Genomic DNA, 23,840 nt, shown 5'->3' with positions numbered 1-23,840 from the left:
GTCATGAGCGTCCTCCCAGGTCGGGGAGCACGCGCAGGTCGGTGACCTCGTCGTCGATCCGGGGCACGGCGTCGAGCAGGGCGCGGGTGTAGGGGTCCCGCGGCGCGGAGAACACCTGCTCCGCGCTGCCGTACTCCCGCTGCACCCCGTCCTTCATGACGAGCACGTCGTCGGCGATCTCGCTGACGACGGCGAGGTCGTGCGTGATGAACACCAGGGAGGTGCCGGTGTCCCGCCGGATCTCGGCGAGGAGGTCGAGCACCTGCGCCTGGACGGTGACGTCCAGGGCCGTGGTCGGCTCGTCCGCGATGAGCAGGTCGGGCTCCATGCACAGGGCCATGGCGATCATCACCCGCTGGCGCATCCCGCCGGAGAACTGGTGCGGGTAGTGGTCCACCCGGGTGCCGGCGTCGGCGATGTGCACCCGCTCGAGCGACTCGACGGCGACCCGGCGGGCCTCCCGGCGGGTGACCCGCGGGCGGTGCGAGCGGTACGCCTCGGCGATCTGCAGCCCGACCGTGTAGTACGGGTTGAGCGAGGAGAGCGGGTCCTGGAAGATCATCGCCACCCGGTTGCCGCGCACCTTGCGCAGCATGGCCTCCGACATCGCGGTCAGGTCCTGCCCGCCCAGGGTGATCCGGCCGGTCCGCTGGGCGCCCGCCGGCAGCAGGCCCATGACCGCCAGGCTGGTCATCGACTTCCCGGAGCCGGACTCCCCGACGATCCCGAGGGACCTGCCCTCCCCGACCGTGAAGCTGAGCGAGCGGACGACGTCGGTCGGGCCGGCCGGGGTCTCGAAGCGCACGGTGAGGTCGTCGACCTCGAGGATGTCGGTCATGCTGCGCGCACCCGCACTCTCGGGTCCAGCCCCGCGTAGGCGAGGTCGACGATGACGTTGCCGATGATGACGAAGAAGGCGGCGAGGAGGGTCACCGCCATGATGACCGGCTGGTCGTTCTTGGCGATCGCGTCCGCCGCCATCTTCCCCACCCCGTTGAGGCCGAAGACCGTCTCGGTGATGAGCGCCCCGCCGAGGAGCCCGGCGAAGTCCATGCCGAAGAGCGTGATCACCGGGGTGAGCGCCGGGCGCAGCGCGTGCCGGCGCACCAGCAGCCGGGGGGCCAGGCCCTTCGCCCGGGCGGTGCGGACGAAGTTCTCTCCGAGCGTCTCGATGACGTTCGCCCGGGTGAGCCGGGCGTACATCGAGGCGTACGCGAAGGCGAGCACCATCCAGGGCATGAGGTAGGCGAGGAACCACCGGCCGGGGCTCTCGCTCAGCGGCACGGGCTGGGGGAACGGCAGCCACTGGAGCTGCACGACGAGCACGTACTGCAGGACCAGGGCGAGGACGTAGTTCGGGATGGAGATGCCGGAGAGGGCGGCCACCATCGCGGTGCGGTCCAGCCAGGTGCCCCGCTTGAACGCGCTGACCAGCCCGGCGGCGACGCCGCTGAGCAGCCAGAGCACCGCCGCGCCCACCGCCACCGAGACGGAGACCGGCAGCCGGGTGAGGACCATGTCCCACACCGACTGGCTGGACTGGAAGGAGTAGCCCAGGCACGGCGTGGCGCACTCGATGGCACCCGCCCCCTCGCCGTAGGTCCGGCCGAGGAAGAGCCCGCCGAGGAAGCCGAAGAACTGGGTGGTGAACGGCTCGTCCAGGCCGAGGTTGGCCCGGATCTGGTCGATCCGCTCGGGGGTGCAGGTCTTGCCGCAGATCTGCACGGCCGGGTCCGGGGAGAGGACGAAGAAGATCACGAACGTGAAGAGGCAGACGAGGAACAGCACGACCGTCACGGCGAGCAGGCGTTCTGTCAGGTAGCGGATCATCAGCGGCTCCCCCCGAGGACGGCGGAGAGGCGGTCGCCGAGGACGGTGAAGGACATGACCAGGAGGAAGAGGAAGGCGCCGGGGATGAGGAAGTAGGTGGGGACGACGGAGTACCAGCTGGTCGAGGCCGCGATCATCTGCCCCCACGACGGCGCGGGCGGCACCACCCCGACGCCGAGGAAGGACAGCCCGGCCTCGGTGCCGATGTAGCCGGGCACGGCCAGAGTGGTCATGACGATGATCGTCGGTCCGAGGTTGGGCAGGATCTCCCGGAACACGATCGCCAGGTTGCTCGCCCCGGACGCCCGGGCCGCCTCGACGAACTCGCGCTGGGCGAGGGACATGGTCTGCCCGCGGACGACCCGGGCGAGGTAGGGCCAGCCGAAGATGGAGATGACGATGACCAGGAGGGTCGAGCGGTTACCGGCGGGCAGCGCCGAGAGAATCGCGATCATGAAGATCAGCGCCGGGAAGGCCATCAGGAAGTCCATCGCCCGGGAGATGAGCTGGTCGACCCGGCCGCCGAAGTACCCGGCGAGCACGCCCATGACGACGCCGATCGCGGTGGTCAGCGCGGTGGCCGAGAGCGCGATCGACATCGACACCCGGGCGCCGTAGACGATGCGCGCGAAGATGTCCCGGCCGCTGCCGGGCTCGACTCCGAACCAGTGCTCGGCCGAGATCCCGCCCCGCCCGCCGGCGGGCATCCCGCCGAGGGCCGGGTCGATCGCGCCCTGGTCGAACTCGTAGGGCGACCAGCCGCTGACCCGCACGATGAGCGGGGCGAAGATCGCCATCAGGATGACGACGGCGATGTAGGCGATGCTCAGCGCCGTGCCGAGGTTGGTCGCGGGCCGGCGGCGGCGCCGCACCGGGGCGACGGGCGCGCCGTCCGCCGCTCCCGGCGCACCCGAGCCCTCGACCTGCTCGGCATGGGTCGTGAGGGTGAACTGGGCGCTCATCCGCGCTCCGGGTCGCGCAGGCCGACGAGGACGAGGTCGATGCCGCCGGTCGCGGCGCCCGGGGAGGAGTACAGGCCGGTGACGTTCTCCCCGGGGACGGTGATGGAGGACTCGTAGACCACCGGGACGATGGGCGCGAGCTCCATGATCTCCTCGTCGAGCTTGCCCCACTCCTCGTTCGCCGCCTCCAGGTCGGTCATCGCGCGGATCTCGTCGATCCGGGCGTTGATCGCCGGGTCGTTGAGCTGGGCGAGGTTGGTGTTGCCCTTCTCCGTGATGCTCTCGCCGTGGAAGAGCGGCGGCAGGAACGTCCCGGCGGAGGAGGCCCAGTCCGGGCACCACCCGGTGAGGGCGGCGTCGTTCTGCTGGGAGGTCGTGCCGATCGTCTCGTAGTAGGTGGCGGTGTCGATGACGTTGAGCTGGACGTCGATGCCGACCTCGCCGAGCGATTCCTGGATGGCCTCGCTCTGCGCCTGGATCTTCGGCTGGGCCCGGGTGTCCAGGACGAGCTCGAAGCCGTCGCCGAGGCCGGCCTCCGCCAGCAGCTCCCGCGCCTTCTCGGGGTCGCCGGCGTGCCCCTCGCTCGGGTAGAGGTCGTACTCCCGGCGCGCGCCCAGCGCCGGCGGCAGGATCGTGGTCGCGATCTCGGCCAGCTGGGTGCCGCCGCTGGCGTTCTGCACCGCGGCCTTGTCGACGGCGAAGTTGATCGCCTGCCGCACCCGGACGTCGTCCAGCGGCTCCTTCGTGGTGTTCAGCCCCAGGTAGGTGGTGCAGACGCCGGGGAGCTTCAGGGTCCGGTCCGCGAACCGCGGGTCCTGCAGCCGCGGGACCGTGGCCGGCTGGACCGCCCCGGCGATCGCGTTGACGTCCGCGCCCTGCCCGGCGAGCAGCCGCTCGTCGATGGTGGCGGGGTCCAGGCCCAGGACGAACTCCCAGCGGTCCGGGTAGGCCTCGCGGACGTCGTCGGTCTCCGGGTCCCAGTGCTCGTTGCGCACCAGGGAGATGCTGCTGCCGGGCTCATACGACTCGAGCTTGTACGGTCCGGAGGAGATGAGCCCGCTGATGAACTCGTCGCCGGCCCCGGTCCCCTCGGGGAAGGGCGCGAAGTTCGGCTGGGCGACGAGGTAGCCGAACTCGGGGAACGGCTCCTTGAGGTGGAAGACGATGGTCCGCTCGTCCGGCGTCTCGATGGTCTCCAGCGGCCCGGAGCGGTAGGGCCCCTCGTACCCCTCGGGGGCGGCGATGACCTGCTTGGCGTACGGGGACCCGATGCCGAGCTCGGGGTCCCAGGCGCGGGAGACCCCGAACTTGATGTGCGCGGAGGTGATCGGGGTGCCGTCCTCGAACTTCACCCCCTCCTTGAGGGTGAAGGTCCAGGTGAGCCCGTCGGCGGACGGGGTGCCCATGTCGGTGGCGAGGTCGGGCACGGTCGCCGAGGGGTCCTCGGCGTTGCCCGGCGCGGAGGTGGTCAGGGTCCGGTAAACGAGCCGGTAGAAGTTGTTGACCCCGCCGTCGAACCCGCGCGCGGGGTCGAGGTAGGAGAAGTCGGTCTGCTGGAACATGTAGACGGTGCCGCCGGGCTCGGGCGTGTCGCCGAAGCTGCTTCCCGAGCCGGTGCCCGTGCCGGCGCCGGCGGCGTCGGCGCCGGACTGCCCGTCGCCGGTGCAGGCGCCGAGCCCGAGCGCCAGCACGGCAGCCAGCGCGGCGGAGATGACTGTGGATCTCTTCATGGGTTCCCGTCCTTGATGGTTCGCCGAATCTGCGTTGATCGTTCGCTGGATCTGCTAGCTGCCGCGGAGCCACACCCGCATGGCTCCGACGTCTCTGTTCCCCCACAGGAAGTAGGGGATGAACGTGACCTTCCGGTCCGCCGCGGCGGCGCCGGCCGCCGTGGCCCCGGTGGCCGTGACCTCGGTGACCTCCGGGTAGAGCTCCGCCGACGGCGGCGCCGCCACCGCCAGCATCGCCTCGACGACGTCGTGCTCGCCCGGTCCGAGCGGGTCCTGGCTGTCCGCCGGCGCCACCCGCCGGGGCGTGGGCCGCTGGGCGAGCAGCTCGTGCGGCCGGAGCACGAGGTCGTCGACGGCGGCCGGGGAGTCCTGCTGCTCGACGCAGTACACGACCGGCCCGCGCACGAGCGCGTAGGACCCGCGGGTGGCGTCCAGGTACGGGTGCGAGCCGACCACCGTCACCGGCATCTCGAAGGACAGGGTGACCACGTCCCCGGGGCGCCACCGGCGCTCCAGGACGACCCACCCGTCCGCCGGCCCGGTGCCCGCCGCGGCCCCGTTGACGAGCGCGACGGGCTCACGGGCCGCCGCCGGCACGCGGATCGCCAGCGTCGTCGGTTCGGCGTCGGCGCGGGTGACCCGGACCGTGACCGAGGTGCCCCAGGGGTAGTCGGTCTCGACGACGACGTCGAGCGCCGGTGAGCTGATCTCAGCACCGGTGAGCAGCGCCAGGGTGAGCGATCGGTCGGTCGCCACCGCGACGTGGTCCTGCAGCTGGGCCATCCAGCGCACGACGTTCGGCGGGCAGCAGGGGCAGCCGAACCACGAGCGCCGGAGCAGCTCCCCGCCGCTCTCGGCCCCGCTCCGCTGGGAGTGGTCCGGCCGGCGCTGCAGCGGGTTGTCGTAGAAGAACGCCGTGCCGTCGGCCGAGAGCCCGACCGCGTAGGCGTTGTACAGGACGCGCTCGTAGACGTCGAGGACGTCGGCCCTCCCGGTGAGCAGGAACAGCCGCCAGGCCCACTGCATGAGCCCGATCGCCGCGCACGTCTCGCTGTAGGACCGCTCGGCGGGGAGCTCGTACCGGTCGCCGATCGCCTCGTCGGAGTGCCGGCTGCCCAGGCCGCCGGTGAGGTAGAGCTTGGTCCGGACCATGTCCTCCCACAGGTGCACCAGCCGGTCGAGGAGCTCGGCGTCGCCGGTCTCCGCCGCGACGTCGGTCGCCCCGGCGGCCAGGTACATCATCCGGACGGCGTGGCCGGTCACGGAGTCGAGCTCGGTGAGCGGCACTGCGTCCTGGAAGTACTCCGGCGGGAAGACGGTGTGCGTGATGGCGCCGGACCCGCGGCGCCGGACGAAGAGCTCGGCCTGGCGCAGGTAGGCCGCCTCCCCCGTCTCGCGGGAGAGCTCGACGAGCGCCATCTCCACCTCGGGGTGGCCGCAGTACCCGGCCTCGCCGTCGTCCCCGAAGCGGCGGACGACCAGGTCGGCGAACCGCCGGGCGACGGCGAGCAGCCGGTCGTCACCGAGCTGTCGGCGGGCCGCGACGGCGGCCTGCACCAGGTGCCCGAGGTTGTAGAGCTCGTGCCCCCAGGCGAGGTCGCTCCACGGGGCCTTCGGTGCGTCCGGCCCCTGGAAGTACGTGCCCAGGTAGCCGTCGGGCGCCTGCGCCCGCTCGATGAGGTCGACCGCCTCCGCGTAGAAGGACACGACGTCCTCGCCGGCGGCGCCCCGGGCGATCTCGTAGGCGGCGCCCTCGAGCGTCTTGTACACGTCGGTGTCGAGGAACGGGTACCGGCCCCGGTAGCCGGTCCCGTCCGGCTCGACCAGGCGCCGGAAGTTCTCCAGGTTGCCGGCCCGGCGGATCTCCCGGACCGCGTGCGGCAGCGTCGCCGCGGCGTTCCGGTCCTGCCACTGGGCGAGGAGGCCGTTACGGAGCTGCACCCGTCCCCGGCCCAGGGAGGTGCCCCGGGTGCCGGCGGCGGCGACGGCAGCGGCGGCAGCGACGGGGCTGGGGCGGGACCGGAGGGTTCCGGTGGGGGCCATGACCTCTCCCTTACGGACGGCTGCTTCGTGTGACAGTCGGCACACCATATGTGACATGTCACCGGTGACGCTAGGCCCTCCTCGTTACGCCAGCGTTTCGTGCCGGCGTCGACGGCGACCCGCGCCGCTCGCCATGCCGTCACCGATCGCCGACGGCGTACCCACTGCGGCCGGACGGACTGGCGCCGGGTCGGCTCGAACGAACGAGCTCGCGGCTGTCGGACAGTGCCGAGCTCGCCAGTCCGGGCCGAGCTCGCTAGTCACCGCTTGCGAGCTCGGCGCACAACCTCGAGCTCGGCACGAACGAGCGAACGCGCGGCCGTCGGTCGACGGGCCGGGTTACCCGCGACGTCGAGGGCAGGCACGCGTCGGGCGGCACGGGCGGCGCGGGCATCGAGTGGCCCAGGCCGGCCTGCCGGGCGGTCAGCCGCCGGCCGGCTCCGGCCTGCCGGACCACCAGCCGAGCACGTGCCCGATGTGCCGGCTCATGAGGGCCTCGGCCCCGTCGCCGTCGGCGGCCGCGATGAGGTCGAGCAGCCGCTCGTGCTCCGCGGCGGACTCGGCGAGCTGGTCGGTGTTGAGCATGCCGGAGAGCCCGGTCAGCCGGGTCTCCCGCCGCAGCTCGGTGACCAGGGCGGCGATGCGCCGGTTCCCGCCGAGCGTGACGAGCTCGCGGTGGAAGTCGACGTCGGCGGCCAGGTACGCCGGCAGGTTCCCGGCGTCGGCGGCCTCGACGATGGCGCGGGCGAGGCCGCGCAGCCGCTCCACGTCCTCCGGGCCGACGGCGCCGGCCAGGTCCCGCACGACCGGGGGCTCGACGAGCCGGCGCAGCTGGACGATCTCGGTCAGGTCCTGCTCGGAGACCGCGGTGACCCGGAAGCCCTTGTTCCGCACCGGCTCGACCAGCCCGCGGTGCTGCAGGTTGATCATCGCCTCGCGGACGGGGGTGGCGGAGACGTCGAACTCCGCCGCCAGGGCCGGCACCGAGACGAGCTCGCCGGGCGGCAGCTGGCCGCTGACGATGGCCCCGGCCACCGAGTCCTCCACCAGGGTGCGCAGGTTCGCGGCGTGCACCACCGGGGTGAAGGGTGAGGCTGCGGGCATGACGTCTCCTTCCCGAGGCTGGCGCCCCGCGGTGCCCGCCGGTGGCGTCCCGGCTGTGAGCCGCCGATGGCGTTCCGGCACGCGGTGCTGTGGGACCACGCAGTGCTATGTGACACTGTATTGCCTGGGTGGGGTCGGCCGCCGCTCGCCGCCCGTCCCGTGGCCGGCGTGCGGCCGCCCCAGCCCTGCGGAGAGGATGCCATGCGGACGAGGAACGTCTTCCACGCCGTCGACTCCCACACCGAGGGGATGCCGACGCGGGTGATCACCGGCGGCGTCGGCGTGATCCCGGGCGACACGATGGCCGAGCGCCGGACCTGGTTCGCGGCGAACGCGGACCACCTGCGCACGCTGCTGATGTACGAGCCCCGGGGGCACGCGGCGATGAGTGGGGCGATCCTCCAGCCGCCCACCCGGCCGGACGCCGACTACGGGGTGCTCTACATCGAGGTCTCCGGCCTGCTGCCGATGTGCGGGCACGGCACGATCGGCGTCGCCACCGTCCTGGTCGAGACCGGCATGGTGCCGGTGACCGAGCCGGTGACCACCGTGCGGCTGGACACCCCGGCCGGGCTGGTGGTCGCCGAGGTCGCCGTCGAGGACGGCTCGGCGACGGCGGTGACGATCCGCAACGTGCCCTCCTTCGCCCACACCCTCGGCGCGCAGGTCGAGGTCCCCGGCCTCGGCACCGTCGACTACGACCTGGCGTTCGGCGGCAACTTCTACGCGGTGGTCGACCTCGACCAGCTCGGCCTGCCGTTCGACCGGGCGGCCAAGGACCGGCTGCTCGGCGCCGGCCTGGCGGTCATGGACGCGATCAACGCGGCGGCCGAGCCGGTCCACCCGGAGCGGGCGGACATCCGCGGCTGCCACCACGTCTACCTCAAGGCGCCGGGGTCGACGGCGCGGCACTCCCGGCACGCGATGGCGATCCACCCGGGCTGGTTCGACCGCTCCCCGTGCGGCACCGGCACGTCGGCCCGGATGGCCCAGCTGCACGCCCGCGGCGAGCTCGGGCTGGACGAGGACTTCGTCAACGAGTCCTTCATCGGCACCCGGTTCGTCGGCCGGCTGGTCGAGGAGACCACGGTGGCCGGGCGGCCCGCCGTCGTCCCGACGGTCACCGGGCGCGCGTGGGTCACCGGCACCGCCCAGTACTTCCTCGACCCGACCGACCCGTTCCCGGCGGGCTTCCTGCTGTGAGCGCCCCCGACCTCCTCGTCGTCGGCGCCGGGATCGTCGGGGCGGCGACGGCGTACCTCGCCGCCCGCGCCGGCCTCGCCGTCACCGTGGTCGACCGGGCCGCGCCCGCCGCGGGGACCTCCTCCCACGGGGAGGGGAACGTGCTGGTCTCGGACAAGGAGCTCGGCCCCGAGCTGGACCTCGCCCAGTACTCCAGCGAGGTGTGGCGCACCGAGCTCGGCGAGCACGCCGACGCCTGGGAGTTCGAGGCCAAGGGCGGGCTCGTCGTCGCCGCGACCGAGCAGAGCCTCGCCGCGCTGACCGCGCTGGCCGAGGTCCAGCGCGGGGCGGGCGTGGCGGCCACCCCGGTGGCGGCCGAGGACCTGCCCGCGCTCGAGCCGCACCTGGCCGACGGGCTGGCCGGGGCCGTGCACTACCCGCAGGACGCCCAGCTCATGCCGATGCTCGCCGTCGCCCACCTGCTCCGGCTCGCCCGGGACGCCGGCGCGGCCGTGCGCCCCCGCACCGAGGTGACCGGGTTCCTCCGGGCCGGCGACCGGGTGGTCGGGGTCCGCACCCCCGGCGGTGACGTGCCGGCCGGGGCGGTGCTCAACGCCGCCGGGCCGTGGTCGGGCCAGGTCGCGGCCCTGGCCGGGGTCGACCTGCCGGTCGCGCCGCGGCGCGGGTTCGTCCTGGTCACCGAGCCGGTCCCGGTGCTGGTCCGGCACAAGGTCTACGCGGCCGAGTACGTCTCCGACGTGGCCAGCTCCGACGCCGCGCTGCAGTCCTCCCCCGTCGTCGAGGGCACCCCGGCCGGGACGATCCTGATCGGGTCCACCCGCGAGCGCGTCGGGTTCGACGCCACCGTCTCGGTGCCGGCGCTGGCGCGGCTGGCGGCGGCCGCCGTCGGGCTCTTCCCCGCGCTGGCCGGGGTCGTCGTGATGCGGCACTACCACGGCTTCCGGCCGTACTGCCCGGACCACCTGCCGGTCATCGGCCCGGACCCGCGGGCTCCGGGCCTGTGGCACGCCGCCGGGCACGAGGGCGCGGGAGTGGGCCTGGCCGCCGGCACGGCCGCCCTGCTCGTCCAGGCGCTAACCGGCGCGGCGACCGCGCTGCCGCTGGACCCGTTCCGGCCGGAGCGGTTCGGCCCGACGAGCCGCACGGACAGGACCGGCTCCACGAACCGACCGGAGCGGACCGGCTCCACGAACCGACCGGAGATGTCCGGCTCGACCAGCCGACCGGGGAGGCAGGGATGACCGAGAACCCGACAGTCGCGGCGACCTTCGACGGCGCGCCCCTCCTAGGCGTGCCCGGCCGGTCCGTCGGCGCCGCGCTCGTCGCCGCCGGCATCACCTCCTGGCGCACCACCCGCCGCGGGGCACGACCGCGCGGGCTCTTCTGCGGGATCGGCGTGTGCCAGGACTGCCTGCTCACCGTCGACGGCGTCCCCAACCAGCGCGCCTGCCTCGTCCCGCTCGCCGCGGGCATGGTGCTCGAGAGCGGTGACGGGCATGCGTGAGCAGGTCACCCACCCCACCGACCCGCTGGCCGAGCCGCCGCTGCGGGTCGTGGACGTCGCCGTCGTCGGCGCCGGCCCGGCCGGCATGGCGGCCGCCGTCGCCGCGGCCGAGGCCGGCGCCGGCGTCGTCCTGCTCGACGCCGGGGGCCAGCTCGGCGGTCAGTACTGGCGCCACCCGGCCGAGGCCGGGCCCGACCCGCACGGGGGCCGCGGGTGCGAGCGGGGCGGCCACGGCTCCGGGCCGGACGAGCACGAGCACGGGTCGGACGAGCCCGAGCCGGACGGGCCCGAGCCGGACGGGCACGGTCACCACGGCTGGGCCACCTTCCTCGACCTGCGGGCCCGGATCGGCGCCGCCGCCCGCACCGGGACCCTCGAGCACCGGCCCTGGACGTCGGTGTGGCTGGCCGAGCGGGACGGCGACCTGTTCCGGCTGCGCACTACGCCGGTGCCGGAGGCACCCCCGCCGCACCCATCTCCCCGCGGCGACGTGCTCGCCCGCCGGCTCGTCCTCGCCCCCGGCGCCTACGACCGGCAGCTGCCCGTGCCCGGCTGGGACCTGCCTGGCGTGGTGACCGCCGGCGGCGCACAGGCGTTGCTCAAGGGCTCCGGCGTGCTGGTCGGCCGGCGGGTCGTCGTCGCCGGGACCGGCCCGTTCCTGCTGCCGGTGGCGGCGGGCCTGGCCGACGGCGGCGCGCACGTCGTCGCGCTGTGCGAGGCGGCCGACCCCCGCCGGTGGGCCCGGCACGCCGGCACCGCCCTGCGGCAGGGCACCAAGCTGGCCGAGGCCGCCGGGTACGCGGTGCGCCTGGCCCGGCACCGCGTCCGGCCGCGCACCCGCACGGTCGTCACCGAGATCCTCGGCACCGACCGGGTCACCGGGGCCCGGCTGGCCCGCGTCGACGCCGCCGGCGCGGTGACCGGCCCGGCCACCGCCGTCGCGGCCGACAGCGTGGCGCTGGGCTGGGGGTTCACCCCCCAGCTCGAGCTGCCGCTCATGCTCGGCGCCGCCACCGCCATCGGCGCCGACGGCTCCCTCGTGGTGCGGGTCGACCCGGCCCAGCGCGCCAGCGTGCCGGGTCTGTACGTGGCCGGGGAGGCCACCGGCGTCGGCGGGGCGGCGCTCGCCGTCGCCGAGGGCCACGTGGCCGGCCGGGCCGCCGCCGGCGCCCCGCCCGACCCGGCCCGCCGCCGCGAGGTCCTGAACCACCGCGCGTTCGCCCGGGCCATGCACGCCGTCTACCCGGTCCCGGCCGCCTGGCCGGCGTGGCCGGCCGGGGAGACACTGGTGTGCCGGTGCGAGGAGGTCAGCGCGGCGACGCTGCGCACCGCCTGCCACGACCTCGGCGCGGACGACCCGCGCGCCGCACGCTCGCTCGCCCGGGTCGGCATGGGCCGGTGCCAGGGCCGGGTGTGCGGCTGGGCGGCGGCCAGCCTGCTCGCCGCCGAGACCGGCCGCGACCTCACCGACGACGACCTGCTGGCCTCGAGCCGGCGCCCGCTCGCCGCGCACGTCCCCCTCGGCACCCTCGCCGGGCTGGACACCGCGGCCGACCAGGAGGGAAGCACGCCATGACGACCACGACCGAGACCACCGAGACCAGCCCGGCCGACGTCGACCGGCTGGTCACCGCCGCGGCCCAGGCCACCCCCGCCTGGGGCCGGCTGGCCCCGGCCGACCGGGCGGCGGCGCTCGGCGCCGTCGCCGACGCCCTCGACGCCGCCGCCGAGGAGCTCGTCCCGCTCGCCGCCGGGGAGACCCACCTGCCCACCGCCCGCCTCACCGGGGAGCTGGTGCGCACGACCTTTCAGCTCCGGCTCTTCGCGGAGGTCCTCACCGAGGGGTCCTACCTGGACGCCCGGATCGACCACGCCGACCCCGACTGGGGCATGGGCCCCCGCCCGGACCTGCGCCGGGTCAACCAGCCGCTCGGCCCGGTCGTCGTCTTCGCCGCCTCGAACTTCCCGTTCGCGTTCTCCGTCGCCGGCGGGGACACCGCCTCCGCGCTCGCGGCCGGCTGCCCGGTGATCCTCAAGGCCCACCCCGGGCACCCGCGGCTGTCCGCCCGCACCGGGGAGGTCGTCACCGTGGCGCTGCAGGCCGCCGGGGCGCCGGCGGGCACCTTCGCGGTGATCTTCGGCCAGGACGCCGGCACCGCCGCCCTGCAGCACCCGGCGGTCAAGGCCGGGTCGTTCACCGGGTCGATCCGCGGCGGCCGCGCCCTGTTCGACCTCGCCGCCGCCCGCCCCGAGCCGATCCCGTTCTACGGCGAGCTCAGCTCGGTCAACCCGACCTTCGTCACCCCGGCCGCCGCGGCTGCCCGCCCCGAGGAGATCGTCACCGGGTTCGTCGGCTCGGTCACCATGGGCGTCGGCCAGTTCTGCACCAAGCCCGGCCTGCTGTTCGTGCCCCGGGACGCCGGCCTCGCCGACCGGCTCGCCGCCGCGGCCCTGCCGCCGGCCGCGCCGATGCTCAGCGACCACCTGCACGCCGGCTACGTCGAGGCCCTGGACCGGCTGCGCGGCCACGACGGCGTCCGGGTGCTCGCCGCGGGCGAGGACCCGACCGGCTCCCCCACCTCTCCCACGGTCCTGGCGACGACGGCGGCCCGGTTCCGCGGCGACGTCGAGGAGCTCGCGGCGGAGCGCTTCGGGCCGTCGGCGCTCGTCGTGGAGTACGACGACGCCGCCGAGCTCCCCGGCCTGGCCGCCCTGCTCGAGGGCCAGCTCACCGCCACCGTCCACGGCGAGGACGGCGACGACGTCACCGCGCTCCTCGAGGTCCTCGTGGCCCGGGCCGGCCGGGTGCTGTGGAACGGGTGGCCGACCGGGGTGTCGGTGACCTACGCCCAGCAGCACGGCGGGCCCTACCCGGCGACCACCGCCCCGACCACGACGTCGGTGGGCACCGCCGCGATCGCCCGGTTCCTGCGCCCGGTCGCCTTCCAGGACGTGCCCGCCCGGTTCCTCCCGGCCGCGCTCGCCGAGGACAACCCGCTGGGGATCCCGCGCCGGGTGGACGGGAAGCTCCAGGTGCGGTGACACTCCCGCTGACGGTCACCGCCGTCGACTATCACACCGCCGGCGAGCCGTTCCGGATCGTCACCGGCGGGGTCCCCGAGGTCCCGGGCACCTCGGTGGCCGACCGCCGCGTCACCGCCCAGCATGACCCGGAGCTGGACCGGTACCGCCAGCTCCTCGTCCGGGAGCCCCGCGGGCACGCCGACATGTACGGCGGCTTCCTCGTGCCGCCCGACGACGACGGCGCCGACCTGGGCGTGCTGTTCTGGCACAAGGACGGCTACTCCACCGCGTGCGGGCACGGCACGATCGCGCTCGGGGTGTGGGCGGTGGAGCACGGCGTCGTCCCGGCCGCCGCGGACGGCGACACCGACGTCGTCATCGACGTGCCCTCCGGGCGGGTGCGGGCCACCGTGCACCGCCGGGCCGGGGCGGTCACCGGCGCGACGTTCGTCAACGTGCCGTCGTGGACCGTCGCCCGCGACCTGGAGGTGGCGACGCCGCTGGGCACCGTCCGGGCCGACGTCAGCTACGGCGGTGCGCTGTACGCCTCGGTGCCGGCGGCCCCTTCGGCCTGCAGGTCACGCCGGACCATTACAGTGAGCTCATCGCGGCCGGCCGGGCGGTGAAGCGGGCGCTCGAGGGCACCGCCGCCGCCCGGCACCCGGAGGATCCGCGGCTGTCCGGGATCTACGGCACGATCCTGTACGAGTACCTGGGCCGCACCACGGGCGGCCCGCACCAGCGCAACGTCACCGTCTTCGCCGACGGCGAGGTCGACCGGTCCCCGTGCGGGTCGGGCACCTGCGCCCGGCTGCCGCTGCTGCGCGACGACGGGCTGCTCCGCCCGGGCGAGACGTTCACCCACGACTCCATCGTCGGGACCCGGTTCACCGCCCGGGTGCGGGCGGAGGTCGACGTCGCCGGGCGGGCAGCCGTCGTCCCGGAGGTCACCGGGCGCGCCTTCCCGACCGGGGAGCACCGGTTCGTCCTGGCCGACGACGACGAGGTCGGTACCGGGTTCGTGCTGCGCTGACCACCGCCGGACGAGACGCCGCGGCGGACCGACCCGGGAGGACAGGACCGCCCCGATCGAGGACCCGCCGACGTCAACCCCCCGCGGGCCGGCCGCCGGGAATGCTGCCGTGCGGCCCGCTACCGGTCCGCCTCCGCGAGCGCCCGGACCACCTCCGTGACGACGTCGAGCGACGTCACCGTCCGGGTCCCGGCGTCGTACGCGGTCGACCCGGTGGTGCTGGCGCTCGGGAGGGTGCGGGGGGCGCGCAGGTGCACGTCCCGCACCCCGCTCGCCGTGACGATCCGGGCGACGTTGCCGGGGCGGACGGATCCGCCCGCCATGACCGAGATCCGGTCCCCTGCGGCGGCGACCAGGGCGGCGAGCGTGTCGATCCCCGCCAGGGCGGTGGGGTGGCCGGCGGCGGTGAGCACGCGCGCGACGCCGAGGCGGGCCAGGGTCTCCAGGGCCTCGAACGGATCGGGTACCGCGTCGAAGGCCTTGTGGAAGGTGACCGGGGCGTCGCCGCAGGTGTCCAGCAGCGTGGTCAGCGCCCGCGTGTCGATCCTGCCGGCGGGGGTCAGTGCCCCGAGGGTGAACCCCATCGTGCGCCCGTCGGGCAGGGGCAGGCCGCGGAAGGCGGCGATGTCCGCCCGCATCACGGCCAGCTCTGCGTCGGAGTAGACGAAGTCCCCGCCGCGCGGCCGCACCAGTACCTGCAGACCGATATGGCGGGTGGCGCTGGCCGCGCCGTGGACGAACCCCAGGCTCGGCGTCACGCCGCCCTCGGACACGCCGCGCACAGCTCCACCCGGTGGGCGCCGCCCCGCTCGGCGAGCTCGGCGCCGCCGACGTCCTCGAGGCAGATCTCGACGGCGGTCAACGGGCCGGTCCCGGCTGCCGGGTGTCGAGCCAGGCGGCGAGGTCACGGCCGGGAACGATGCCGCCCACCGGCCGGCCTCCGCCGAGGACGGGCACGACGAGGAGCTCGGCCGCCCCGGAGACGTCCACGCCGAGCGCGGACAGGACGAGGAGGGCGAGCACCGTCGTCGCGCGCGAGTTGCCGTCCACGATCTTCATGGCCACGGCCTGGCCGTCCGGCCCGGCCATCCCGATGACCCCTTCGGCGCCGCCCTTGGCCAGCGCACCGGGGATCCCGTCCATGACCTGGCTGTTCGGGTGCCCGGTGCCGCCGACGAAGAACGGGTGGGCCCGCATGGCGTCGGCGACCGTTCGGGCGGGCGTGCCGGGCGCGGCCAGCGCGAGCCGGCGGAAGCCGGTGGCGAGCCCGCGCACGGTCGTGCCGAAGAGCGGCGCCCCGCACCCGTCGGTGGCGTCGTGCCGCACGTCCTGACCGGTGGCCTCCGCGAGCGTGGCCCGGACGTGCTGCTGGAGCGGGTGGTGCGGGTCGAGGTAGGTCGCGGTGTCCCAGCCGTTGGTGGCGCAGGTGAGGAGCATCGCGGCGTGCTTGCCCGAGCAGTTCATCCGCACGGCCGCGCGGCCCTCGCCGGCGGCGACGAGCCGGTGGCGGGTGGGCTCGTCCGCCGGCCAGTCGGCGGGGCAGCCGAGCGCGTCCTCGGCGAGGCCGGCCCGCTCGAGCACGGTGCGCACCACCTGCACGTGCGCGTCCTCCCCGGTGTGGCTGCCGGCGGCGATGGCCAGCTCGGGCCCGGTCAGCGGCGCGCCGGCCGTCAGGCAGGCGAGCGCCTGGAACGGCTTGACGGTGGAGCGGGGCAGGACGGTGGCGTCGGGGTCGCCCAGGCTCAGCGCGACGGCGCCGTCGGCGTCGAGCGCGACGAGCGTGCCGAGGTGGCGGCTCTCCACCAGGCCCGAGCGGGTCACGGCGGCGAGCTCGGCGAGCGAGGGGTCAGGCATGGCGGTTCTCCGGGATCGGTGCCGGCGCGCCGGGCGCGACGGCACGGGGGCGGGGCGGGTCAACGGCCCTCGTAGACGGCCGCGGCCACGACGATGTCCTCCCACGCCATCCCGACCCCGGTGTACAGGGTGGGCCGGCCGGGGGTACGGGTGAAGCGGCCCTGGATGAGGTCCTTGAGGTTCGGCGGGGCGATGGTCCGCCACTCCGCCACGCTGCGCGCCGGGACGAGGTCGCCGGCCTCCCGCCAGGAGGATTCCCGGCCCTCGACGACGACGTCGGCGCGGTGGACGAGGGTGGCGTCGACCTCGCGGGCGTCCAGCCCGTGCTGGCCGACGGCGGCGACGATCGCGTGGTCGGCGGGCAGGGCGCCGTCGAACAGCGGGGCCGGGGAGGAGGTCACGCAGACGATGACGTCCGCGGCCGGCACGTCCCGGGCGAGGTCCCCGCGGGCCACCTCGATCCCCTCCGCGGCCAGCGCGGCGACGAGGGCGTCGACCCGCGCCGGACGCTTCCCGACGACGGCGAACCGGGCCCGCGGGAAGACCGCCCGCGCCGCCCGGACGTGGTTGAGCGCCTGCACGCCCGCGCCGAGGACGAGGACGTAGGGGTCTTTCGGGGTCCCGCTCCCCGGGGCGGCGGCGATGTTCTTCACCGCGGCGAGCGTCGTCGCCGGGGTGCGGAGCGCGGTGAGCTCGGTGCCGTCCATCGCCGCGAGCGGGGCGAGGGTGTCGGCGTCGAAGAGGAGGTAGACCGCCTGGATCTTCGCCAGCCCGCGGGCGGGGTTCCGGGGCGCGACGGTGGCCACCTTGACGCCGGCGTAGCGCCGGTGCGCCCCGGGCATGATGAGGAACTCCCCGCCCGGGGCGGGGCTGAACAGGCGGGGGCTGTCCCGCTCCGGGTCGACGTCGCCGCGCAGCGCCTCCTCGATGACGGCGACGGCCCGGCCGAGGGGCAGGGCCGCGCGCATCGTGGCGGCGGGAACGAAGGGCAGGTCCAACGGGTCGTTCACCTCGGGGCGTCGTAGCTGGGGCGCCGCTGGCTGAGGGCGGCGGGTCAGCCGGCCATCTGGCCCGCAGGGCAGGCTCGGCGCACCGGCCCTGAGGCTCAGGGCACCAGCAGCTCGCGGATGTCCTGCGCGGTCAGGGCGGTGGAGAGCTCCCCGCCGTCGTCGATCACCCGGTCGAAGAGGTCCCGCTTGCGGTTCTGCAGCTCGACGACCTTCTCCTCGATGGTCTCCTCCGCGACCAGCCGGTAGACCATGACGTTCTTGTCCTGGCCGATGCGGTGGGTGCGGTCGATCGCCTGGGCCTCCGCGGCCGGGTTCCACCACGGGTCCAGGACGAAGCAGTAGTCGGCCTCGGTGAGGTTGAGCCCGAAGCCGCCGGCCTTGAGGCTGATGAGGAAGACCGGCGCGGTGCCGGTCTTGAACTCGGCGATGCGCTTGGCGCGGTTTCGGGTGCGGCCGTCGAGGTAGCAGTACTCGATGCCCTCGGCGTCCAGGCGGTCCCGGACGCTGCTGAGGAAGCCGGTGAACTGGCTGAACACCAGGGCGCGGTGCCCGCCGGCGACGGTCTCGGTGATCTGCTCGACGAAGGCGTCGAGCTTGGAGGAGCCGACGCGGGCGTACTGCTCGTCCACCAGGGCCGGGTCGAGGCTGAGCTGGCGGAGCAGGGTGAGCGAGCGCAGGATCGTGAACCGGTTCTTGTCCAGGTCGTCCACCAGGTTGAGCACCTTGCGCCGCTCCCGCTGCAGGTGGGTCTGGTAGATCTTCCGGTGCCGCGGGTTGAGCTGGACCTTGAGCACCTGCTCCTGCTTGGCCGGCAGGTCGGCGGCCACCTGCTCCTTGGTCCGGCGCCGGATGAACGGCCGGATCCGGCGGCGCAGGGTGGCCAGCAGCTCGGGGTCGGTGCCGCGCTCGATCGGCTTGCGGTAGGTCTCGGTGAACTTCTTCGGGTCGGGGTACATCCCGGGCGCGACGATCGACAGCAGGGACCACAGGTCCATCAGGCTGTTCTCCAGCGGCGTGCCGGTGATCGCGAGCTTGAACGGCGCGGCCAGGGTGCGGGCGCACTGGTAGGTGCGGGCCTGGTGGTTCTTGACGAACTGCGCCTCGTCCAGCACCAGGCCCCGCCAGGTCAGCTCCTGGTAGCGGTCGTGCTCGATCCGGAACAGTGCGTAGGAGGTGATGACGACGTCGGCGCCGGCGGTCACCTCGGCCAGCGGCCGGCGCCGCCGCGCCTGGGTCTCGGTGATCGTGACGACGTTCAGGCCCGGCGCGAACCGGGCCGCCTCCTGCGCCCAGTTGCCCACCACCGAGGTGGGGGCGACGACGAGCACCGGTGCGGTCAGGTCGCCGCTGTCCTTGGCCCGGCACACCGTGGCGAGGGTCTGCAGGGTCTTGCCCAGGCCCATGTCGTCGGCGAGGATGCCGCCCAGCCCGGTGTCCCACAGGAAGCTGAGCCAGCCGTAGCCCTCCAGCTGGTAGGGCCGGAGCTCGGCGAGCAGCCCGGGCGGGGCGGCGGTGGGTGCCTCTCCCTCGCCGGCCAGCAGCCGGCCCACGGTGCGCTGCCACCGCTCGCTCTGGGCGGTGACGACGCCGAGGGCGGCCAGCTCCTCCCACAGCCCGGCCTGGTAGGTGCGCAGCCGCAGCTCCCCGGGCGGACGGTCCTCCAGGGCGCTGGCCTCGGCGATCAGCCGGCGGAGCTGGTCCAGCTCGGGCCGCTCGATGCTGAAGTAGGTGCCGGACTCCAGCAGCAGGTGGCTCTCCCCGCGGACCAGCGCGACGAAGAGCTCCTGGAACGGGATCTCCTCCCCGTCCAGCTCGACCGTGACCCCCAGGTCGAACCAGTCCCCGTCCGCGGTGTCGGTGGCCGAGACGCTGATGACCGGCGCGGAGTCGGAGAGCCGGTAGTCGGGGGTCTCCCCGACGACGTCGACGGCGACGCCCTGCTCCCGCAGGTCCAGCAGGACCTCCTCGGTGAAGATGGCGGCGTCGGCGCCGCGGAGCTCGGTGACCGGGGCGACCGGGAGCACCTCGGTGCCGGGCGCGCCGGGCAGGAGCCCGGGCGCGCCGCCCGCGGGCAGGGCACCGGCCGGCGCGGCGGCGGGGAGGGCGCCGGCCGGGGGCGTGCCGGCGTGGGCGCCGTCGGCCGCGGCGCCCACCCCGCGGAGCTGGGGCAGCCGGTCGGTCGGCAGGCGCAGGTCCCGCAGCAGCCGCTGCTCGGCGAGCCGGTCCCGGCCGGCGTCGTCCTCGCGCGCCGTGCCCCTGCCGAGCCGGACGTCCCGGGCCTGGCCGCCGACGTCGTACCGGAAGAACCACTCCAGCCCCAGCCGGTGCTGGTCGGCGTAGGTCAGCCGCAGCGCGAGGCGGGGCGGGGCCACCTCGGGCAGCTCCACCGAGCCGTCGGTCGAGCTGACGGTGATGACCCGGCGCATGGCGGGGTAGTACTCGCGGAGGAACCTCTCGACGTCGGGCGCGGGGACCCGGAGCACCCCGGCGGACAGCAGCGCGGCGGCCTGGCGGCTGAGCGGGCGGGTCAGCGGGGCGAGCAGCAGGCCGACGGCGCCGGGCCGGGCCAGGTCCGGGGAACCCTTGGCGGCGCCGTAGTCCAGGACGACGCCGTGGGCGGGGTCGCCCACGAGCGCGACCGAGGTGGCCTTGGCGGCACCGGGGACGTCCACGACGGCGGCGGTCTCGATCCCGCCGGCGCCGTCACGGTTCAGGTCCAGGAAGAGCTGGCCGGGGTCGGCGGACAGGGCCACGGCGCCGGCCGCGGGCCGCACCGGCAGCAGCGGCACCCCCGCGTCGACGACGTCGCGCAGCAGCGGCCACAGGGCGGGGCCGAACTCGTCGAGGAAGACAGCGGTCTCGCCGTAGGTGTAGCTGCCGCGGTGGGCGCGGTAGAGCTCCTGGAGCGCCTCGCGGTGGGCGCTGTCGTACCCGCGCAGTCCCCAGGTGTACTGCAGGTCCCGCCAGCTGACACCGGAGCGCACCCAGCTCTGCCGCCCGTTCTTGGTCCGGTTCCGGCTGGGCACGACCGGCCGCAGCCGGACCCGGAGGGTGGCGGCGTGCCGCCCGGTCGCCGTCGGCGCGGGCGTGGTGACCACCTCGAGCTGCAGGCCGATCGGGGTAGCGCGCCGCTCGGCCTCGGGCCGGCGGACGACCTCGGCGATGGCCCGTTCCCACGCTGGCACCTTCGGCGGCGCGGGCGCCTCCGCCTCCGCCGGGACCGCGCGCGGGCCGGGCCGGGTCTCCTCCCGCGGGGTGGGCCGGGGGTCCGCCCACGGCTCGTCGAGCGCGGCGACGAGGACGGCCGCGACGTGCTTGCAGTCCATGGCGACCGGGCAGGTGCACCGGCCGCTGGACCGGAACCGGTCCGCCGGACCGCCGACCTTGACGAGGGTCTGGTAGGGCACGGAGACGTTCCCGCGCACGGAGGCGTAGAGCACCCGCCGCTCGGGGTCGTTGGTGACCCAGGAGACGCGGCCCTGGCGGGCGTAGGCGCGGCCGCGCTGGTACGTGGTCGGGCCGACCGACCTGACGATGGCATCGGTGTCGGGGAAGTCCGGCCAGGCCGCGGCGACGGATCGATCCTGCGTCTGTGTCTGCGCCACGCCCCTACGGTAAGCGGACCCGCCGACACGGCCGGGACACCGGGCCGGCGTGGCGGGTCGAGGTGGGCGTGCCGCGGGCGCGGGCGTGTCGCGAGCGCGTCGGGGGCGTGCGTGGGTTCGCCGGCGTGGGCTGTCGCGAGCGTGGCGTGTCGAGGCATGGGTGCGTGCGGGCCGCGGGCGGGGTCGGCGTCCCGGGCCCGTCCCGCATCATCCTCCCGGCCGCTCGGGTCAGTCGCCGATCGCGGCGACGATCGCGGCCGCCACCGCATCCGGCCGGGTGAGCTGCGGCCAGTGCCCGCCGGGCTCGTCGGGACGGCGCAGGTCCACGGTGTCGAGCCGCTCGAGGGCGGCGGCCTCGGCGAGCCACGCCGGCCGCTGATGGAGGTACTCGCGGACCTCCTCGGCGAGGACCGTGGACACCAGCATGGTGGCCGGCACCCGGCGACGGCGTTCGTCGCGGAGCGGGAGCGGGTCGGTCGGGACCCGGGCCGGGACCGCGGCGACGGCGACGTCCGCCCGCGTGGCGTCGTCGAGGTCGGCGACGTCGGAGTCGTCGAAGAAGTCCCACCCGGGGAAAGGGACGACGCCGTCCACGACCGGGAACTCGGAGATCGTGCCGCCGTCGGTCGGCGGGAAGGTGTCGAGGAAGATCACGCGCGCGACCCGCTCCGGGCGGGTGTCGACCGCGCCGTAGACGACGTTGCCGCCGCCGCTGTGGCCGACCAGCACGACCGGTCCGGCAGACCTGTCGACCTCGGCGACGACCGCGTCGACCCAGTCGGCGATCCCGATGTCCGCGGACTGCGCCGGCGGCGCCCCGACGCCCGGCATCGTGAGCGGGCGGACGGTGTGGCCCGCGGCCTGCAGCGCCGGGGTCACCCGCTGCCAGGAGGACGCGTCCAGCCACAGGCCGGGCACGAGGATGACGTCCATTTCGCGAAGGGTAGCGGCGGGTGCCCACATCCGCCGCCCGTCGGGGCGGGCCGTTACGGCTGGCCCGAGCGGGCGGGGGCAACCAGGCCGGCGCCGGTGCGGGGGGCCGGGGCGAGCGGGCGACCAGGCCGGCGGGCCGGCCGCCCGCCACCCCTACCGGATCCGCACCGACCGGTCGAACCAGGTGAGCACCTTCTCCTGGCCGAACGGCCACAGGCCGGCCAGGGTGTCCCCGGCGTCCCTCCCGAAGGTCGGCGCGCCGGGCAGGGCGAAGCCGGCGGAGACGGCGTGGACCGGGGCGTCCGCGGGCAGGCCGGCCAGGCGCCGGGCGGCGGCGAGCCCGGCCTCGAGGTCGCCGAGCTCGTCCACCAGGCCGAGGTCCCGGGCGTCGGCGCCGCTCCAGAGCCGGCCGCGGCCGATCTCGTCGACCCGCTCGGCGGTGAGCCTGCGGCCGGTGGCCACCCGGTCGACGAACCGGTCGTAGACCTCCTGCATCATCTGCTCGGCCCAGGCACGCTCGCCGTCGGAGAAGCCCCGCGACGGGCTGTTGAACAGCGCCCGCTCCCGGCCGACCGCCTCCGGGTTGAGGCCGTGCCGCTCGTTGAACTGGGTCAGCACGGGCTTGCCGACCACGACGCCGATGCTGCCGGTGATGGTGAACGGGCTGGCGACGACGTGGTCGGCGGCCGCCAGGACGTAGTACCCGCCGGAGGCGGCCACCTCGCCCATGACCGCGACGACGGGCTTGGTGCACCGGGCCACCGCCCGGTAGATGACGTCGGAGGCGAGCGCGGAGCCGCCGCCGGAGTCCACGAACAGCACGATCGCCTTGGTCTCCTCGTCCCGCTCGGCCTTGCGCAGCGCCGCCACCACGGTCTCCGACCCGGTTGCCGGGTCGGGCAGGAACGGCATGGGCGGGGTGGGCCGGCTGCGGCCGGAGACGATGGCGCCGGTCACCGGGACGACGGCGACGCCGTCGGCACTCCGCGCTGCTCGCCGGGAGGTGAGCTGGCCCTTCACCAGCTCCAGCGTGCGGCCCCAGTGCTGGTCCACCGGGGTGACGATCTCGTCGTCGTAGGCGACCCGGGTGATCAGCCCGGCCTGCCGGAGCTGCTCGGCGTTGGTGAAGTCGGCGGCGAACCAGCCCCCGGGCTCGCCGTCGCCCGGCGCCGCGCCGCCGTCGTCGCCGGCTGCGTGGCGGCCCACCCCGGCACCGACCGGGCCGCCGTCGGCCGGTGCCGGCTCGCCGTCGGCGGGCACGTCCTGACCGTCCCGGCCCAGGGCCGCCAGCCAGCTCCGCTCGGCGGAGTCGAGGTAGGCGGTGAGCTGCTCGCGGGCGTAGGCGTCCATGCGGTCCTCGGAGTACGGCGTCAGCGCCGACTTGTACTCCCGGATCCGCAGGTTCTCGAAGGCGATACCGTGCCGGCCGAGGAAGGCGCCGACGAAGACCTGCTCAGCGGCGAACCCCGGCACCATCACCTCTGCCGACTCCGGCGCCACCACCTCGGCCACCTCGGCGGCGACGAGCAGGCTGCGCATCGACACCTGCGGCAGGTAGACCACCACGCGGGTGCGCTCAGCCAGCCGGCCCAGCGCCTGGCCGATGGCGTGCGCGGTGGCCAGGCCCGCCGTCAGGCCGGTCGCCCGGACGAGGACGCCGCGCACCCACGGCGCCCGGCCGAGCCGCTCCAGCCGGGCCGTGAGGGCCTCGAAGGACTCCAGCCGCTGGAGCAGGGCCTGCGGGCCGGCGGTGCGGTGGGTGGGGTAGCTGCCCTCGAGGTCGAGCACCACCCAGTCGGGGGCGGCGTGGTCGTCGCCGTCGCGGCCGACGGCGAGGCGGAGCTTCTCGGGCAGGCGCATGGGCGTCAGGGTAACCAGGGTCCGAGCCGGCCCGCGGCGGGTGGTCGCTGGGCGGTGGCGGGTCGGTGGGCGGCGGTGGGTCGGTGGGCGGTGGTCGCCCGGGACGCGGGCGCTGCGGCGCTGCCAGCTGCCGGACCGCCGTCGG

The 23,840-nt window shown here is 75.3% G+C and carries 19 protein-coding genes; 7 read left to right on the top strand and 12 right to left on the bottom strand.

The genetic code is table 11. From position 1 onward, the window contains the following. Position 1 precedes the first annotated feature (1 nt). From MF406_RS02135 to MF406_RS02110, 6 genes are all read right to left on the bottom strand, one after another. Positions 2 to 838 carry an ABC transporter ATP-binding protein gene (locus MF406_RS02135; protein ID WP_242896381.1) on the bottom strand — a complete coding sequence of 279 codons (837 nt, stop codon included), beginning with the start codon at positions 836 to 838 and terminating at the stop codon, positions 2 to 4. Next, the gene (locus MF406_RS02130; protein WP_242896380.1) at positions 835 to 1,830 is read right to left on the bottom strand and encodes an ABC transporter permease; all 996 of its coding nucleotides are present in this window, start codon (positions 1,828 to 1,830) and stop codon (positions 835 to 837) included. The genes MF406_RS02135 and MF406_RS02130 overlap by 4 nt, the downstream gene beginning before the upstream one ends. Continuing rightward, positions 1,830 to 2,792: an ABC transporter permease gene (locus tag MF406_RS02125; RefSeq protein WP_242896379.1), complete on the bottom strand. Its 963-nt coding sequence runs from the start codon at positions 2,790 to 2,792 to the stop codon at positions 1,830 to 1,832. Before MF406_RS02125 ends, MF406_RS02130 begins: the two co-directional genes overlap by 1 nt. Next, positions 2,789 to 4,522 (bottom strand): ABC transporter substrate-binding protein, encoded by a 1,734-nt coding sequence (locus MF406_RS02120; RefSeq protein ID WP_242896378.1) that lies wholly within the window; start codon positions 4,520 to 4,522, stop codon positions 2,789 to 2,791. Before MF406_RS02120 ends, MF406_RS02125 begins: the two co-directional genes overlap by 4 nt. A gap of 54 nt (positions 4,523 to 4,576) precedes the next feature. Further along, positions 4,577 to 6,565: a glycoside hydrolase family 127 protein gene (locus MF406_RS02115; protein WP_242896377.1), complete on the bottom strand. Its 1,989-nt coding sequence runs from the start codon at positions 6,563 to 6,565 to the stop codon at positions 4,577 to 4,579. A gap of 423 nt (positions 6,566 to 6,988) precedes the next feature. Next, positions 6,989 to 7,669 (bottom strand): GntR family transcriptional regulator, encoded by a 681-nt coding sequence (locus MF406_RS02110; protein WP_242896376.1) that lies wholly within the window; start codon positions 7,667 to 7,669, stop codon positions 6,989 to 6,991. 201 nt (positions 7,670 to 7,870) lie between these two features. Here MF406_RS02110 and MF406_RS02105 point away from each other — a divergent pair, with 201 nt between their 5' ends. Genes MF406_RS02105 through MF406_RS18650 form a run of 7 tightly spaced genes read left to right on the top strand, consistent with a single transcriptional unit; the run spans position 7,871 to position 14,433 of the window. Next, positions 7,871 to 8,872, top strand: a complete 1,002-nt coding sequence (locus tag MF406_RS02105) for a proline racemase family protein (protein ID WP_242896375.1) — start codon at positions 7,871 to 7,873, stop codon at positions 8,870 to 8,872. Then, positions 8,869 to 10,113, top strand: coding sequence for an FAD-binding oxidoreductase (locus MF406_RS02100; protein WP_242896374.1), 1,245 nt, complete (start codon positions 8,869 to 8,871; stop codon positions 10,111 to 10,113). The genes MF406_RS02105 and MF406_RS02100 overlap by 4 nt, the downstream gene beginning before the upstream one ends. Further along, positions 10,110 to 10,376 carry a (2Fe-2S)-binding protein gene (locus MF406_RS02095; protein WP_242896373.1) on the top strand — a complete coding sequence of 89 codons (267 nt, stop codon included), beginning with the start codon at positions 10,110 to 10,112 and terminating at the stop codon, positions 10,374 to 10,376. The genes MF406_RS02100 and MF406_RS02095 overlap by 4 nt, the downstream gene beginning before the upstream one ends. Next, a complete protein-coding gene (locus tag MF406_RS02090) occupies positions 10,369 to 11,952 on the top strand; it encodes an NAD(P)/FAD-dependent oxidoreductase (protein ID WP_242896372.1) in 1,584 nt (527 codons plus the stop codon). Before MF406_RS02095 ends, MF406_RS02090 begins: the two co-directional genes overlap by 8 nt. Further along, entirely contained in the window at positions 11,949 to 13,418 is a 1,470-nt protein-coding gene (locus MF406_RS02085; protein ID WP_242896371.1) for an aldehyde dehydrogenase (NADP(+)), read from the top strand. The genes MF406_RS02090 and MF406_RS02085 overlap by 4 nt, the downstream gene beginning before the upstream one ends. Continuing rightward, on the top strand, positions 13,415 to 14,026 hold the full coding sequence (locus MF406_RS18655) for a proline racemase family protein (RefSeq protein WP_256463925.1): 612 nt from the start codon (positions 13,415 to 13,417) through the stop codon (positions 14,024 to 14,026). The genes MF406_RS02085 and MF406_RS18655 overlap by 4 nt, the downstream gene beginning before the upstream one ends. Continuing rightward, a complete protein-coding gene (locus MF406_RS18650) occupies positions 14,023 to 14,433 on the top strand; it encodes a proline racemase family protein (protein WP_256463924.1) in 411 nt (136 codons plus the stop codon). Before MF406_RS18655 ends, MF406_RS18650 begins: the two co-directional genes overlap by 4 nt. A 119-nt stretch (positions 14,434 to 14,552) precedes the next feature. Here MF406_RS18650 and MF406_RS02075 read toward each other — a convergent pair whose 3' ends face one another. The 6 genes from MF406_RS02075 to MF406_RS02050 all read right to left on the bottom strand — a co-directional run bounded on the left by MF406_RS02075 (position 14,553) and on the right by MF406_RS02050 (position 23,695). Continuing rightward, positions 14,553 to 15,206, bottom strand: coding sequence for a copper homeostasis protein CutC (locus tag MF406_RS02075; RefSeq protein ID WP_242896370.1), 654 nt, complete (start codon positions 15,204 to 15,206; stop codon positions 14,553 to 14,555). Positions 15,207 to 15,291: 85 nt separating this feature from the next. Then, positions 15,292 to 16,287 carry an asparaginase gene (locus MF406_RS02070; RefSeq protein WP_242896369.1) on the bottom strand — a complete coding sequence of 332 codons (996 nt, stop codon included), beginning with the start codon at positions 16,285 to 16,287 and terminating at the stop codon, positions 15,292 to 15,294. Between the two features lie 59 nt (positions 16,288 to 16,346). Beyond that, complete coding sequence (locus tag MF406_RS02065) at positions 16,347 to 17,297, bottom strand: ornithine cyclodeaminase family protein (protein WP_242896368.1); 951 nt, start codon at positions 17,295 to 17,297, stop codon at positions 16,347 to 16,349. Positions 17,298 to 17,392: 95 nt separating this feature from the next. Then, positions 17,393 to 20,902 (bottom strand): DEAD/DEAH box helicase, encoded by a 3,510-nt coding sequence (locus MF406_RS02060; RefSeq protein ID WP_242896367.1) that lies wholly within the window; start codon positions 20,900 to 20,902, stop codon positions 17,393 to 17,395. Positions 20,903 to 21,130: 228 nt separating this feature from the next. Continuing rightward, positions 21,131 to 21,835, bottom strand: coding sequence for a triacylglycerol lipase (locus MF406_RS02055; RefSeq protein ID WP_242896366.1), 705 nt, complete (start codon positions 21,833 to 21,835; stop codon positions 21,131 to 21,133). A 153-nt stretch (positions 21,836 to 21,988) separates the two neighbouring features. Beyond that, entirely contained in the window at positions 21,989 to 23,695 is a 1,707-nt protein-coding gene (locus MF406_RS02050) for a S49 family peptidase (RefSeq protein WP_242896365.1), read from the bottom strand. Positions 23,696 to 23,840: the final 145 nt, after the last annotated feature.

Source organism: Georgenia sp. TF02-10 (assembly GCF_022759505.1).
Taxonomy (GTDB): Bacteria; Actinomycetota; Actinomycetes; order Actinomycetales; family Actinomycetaceae; genus TF02-10.
This window is presented reverse-complemented; position numbering and strand designations above follow the sequence as displayed.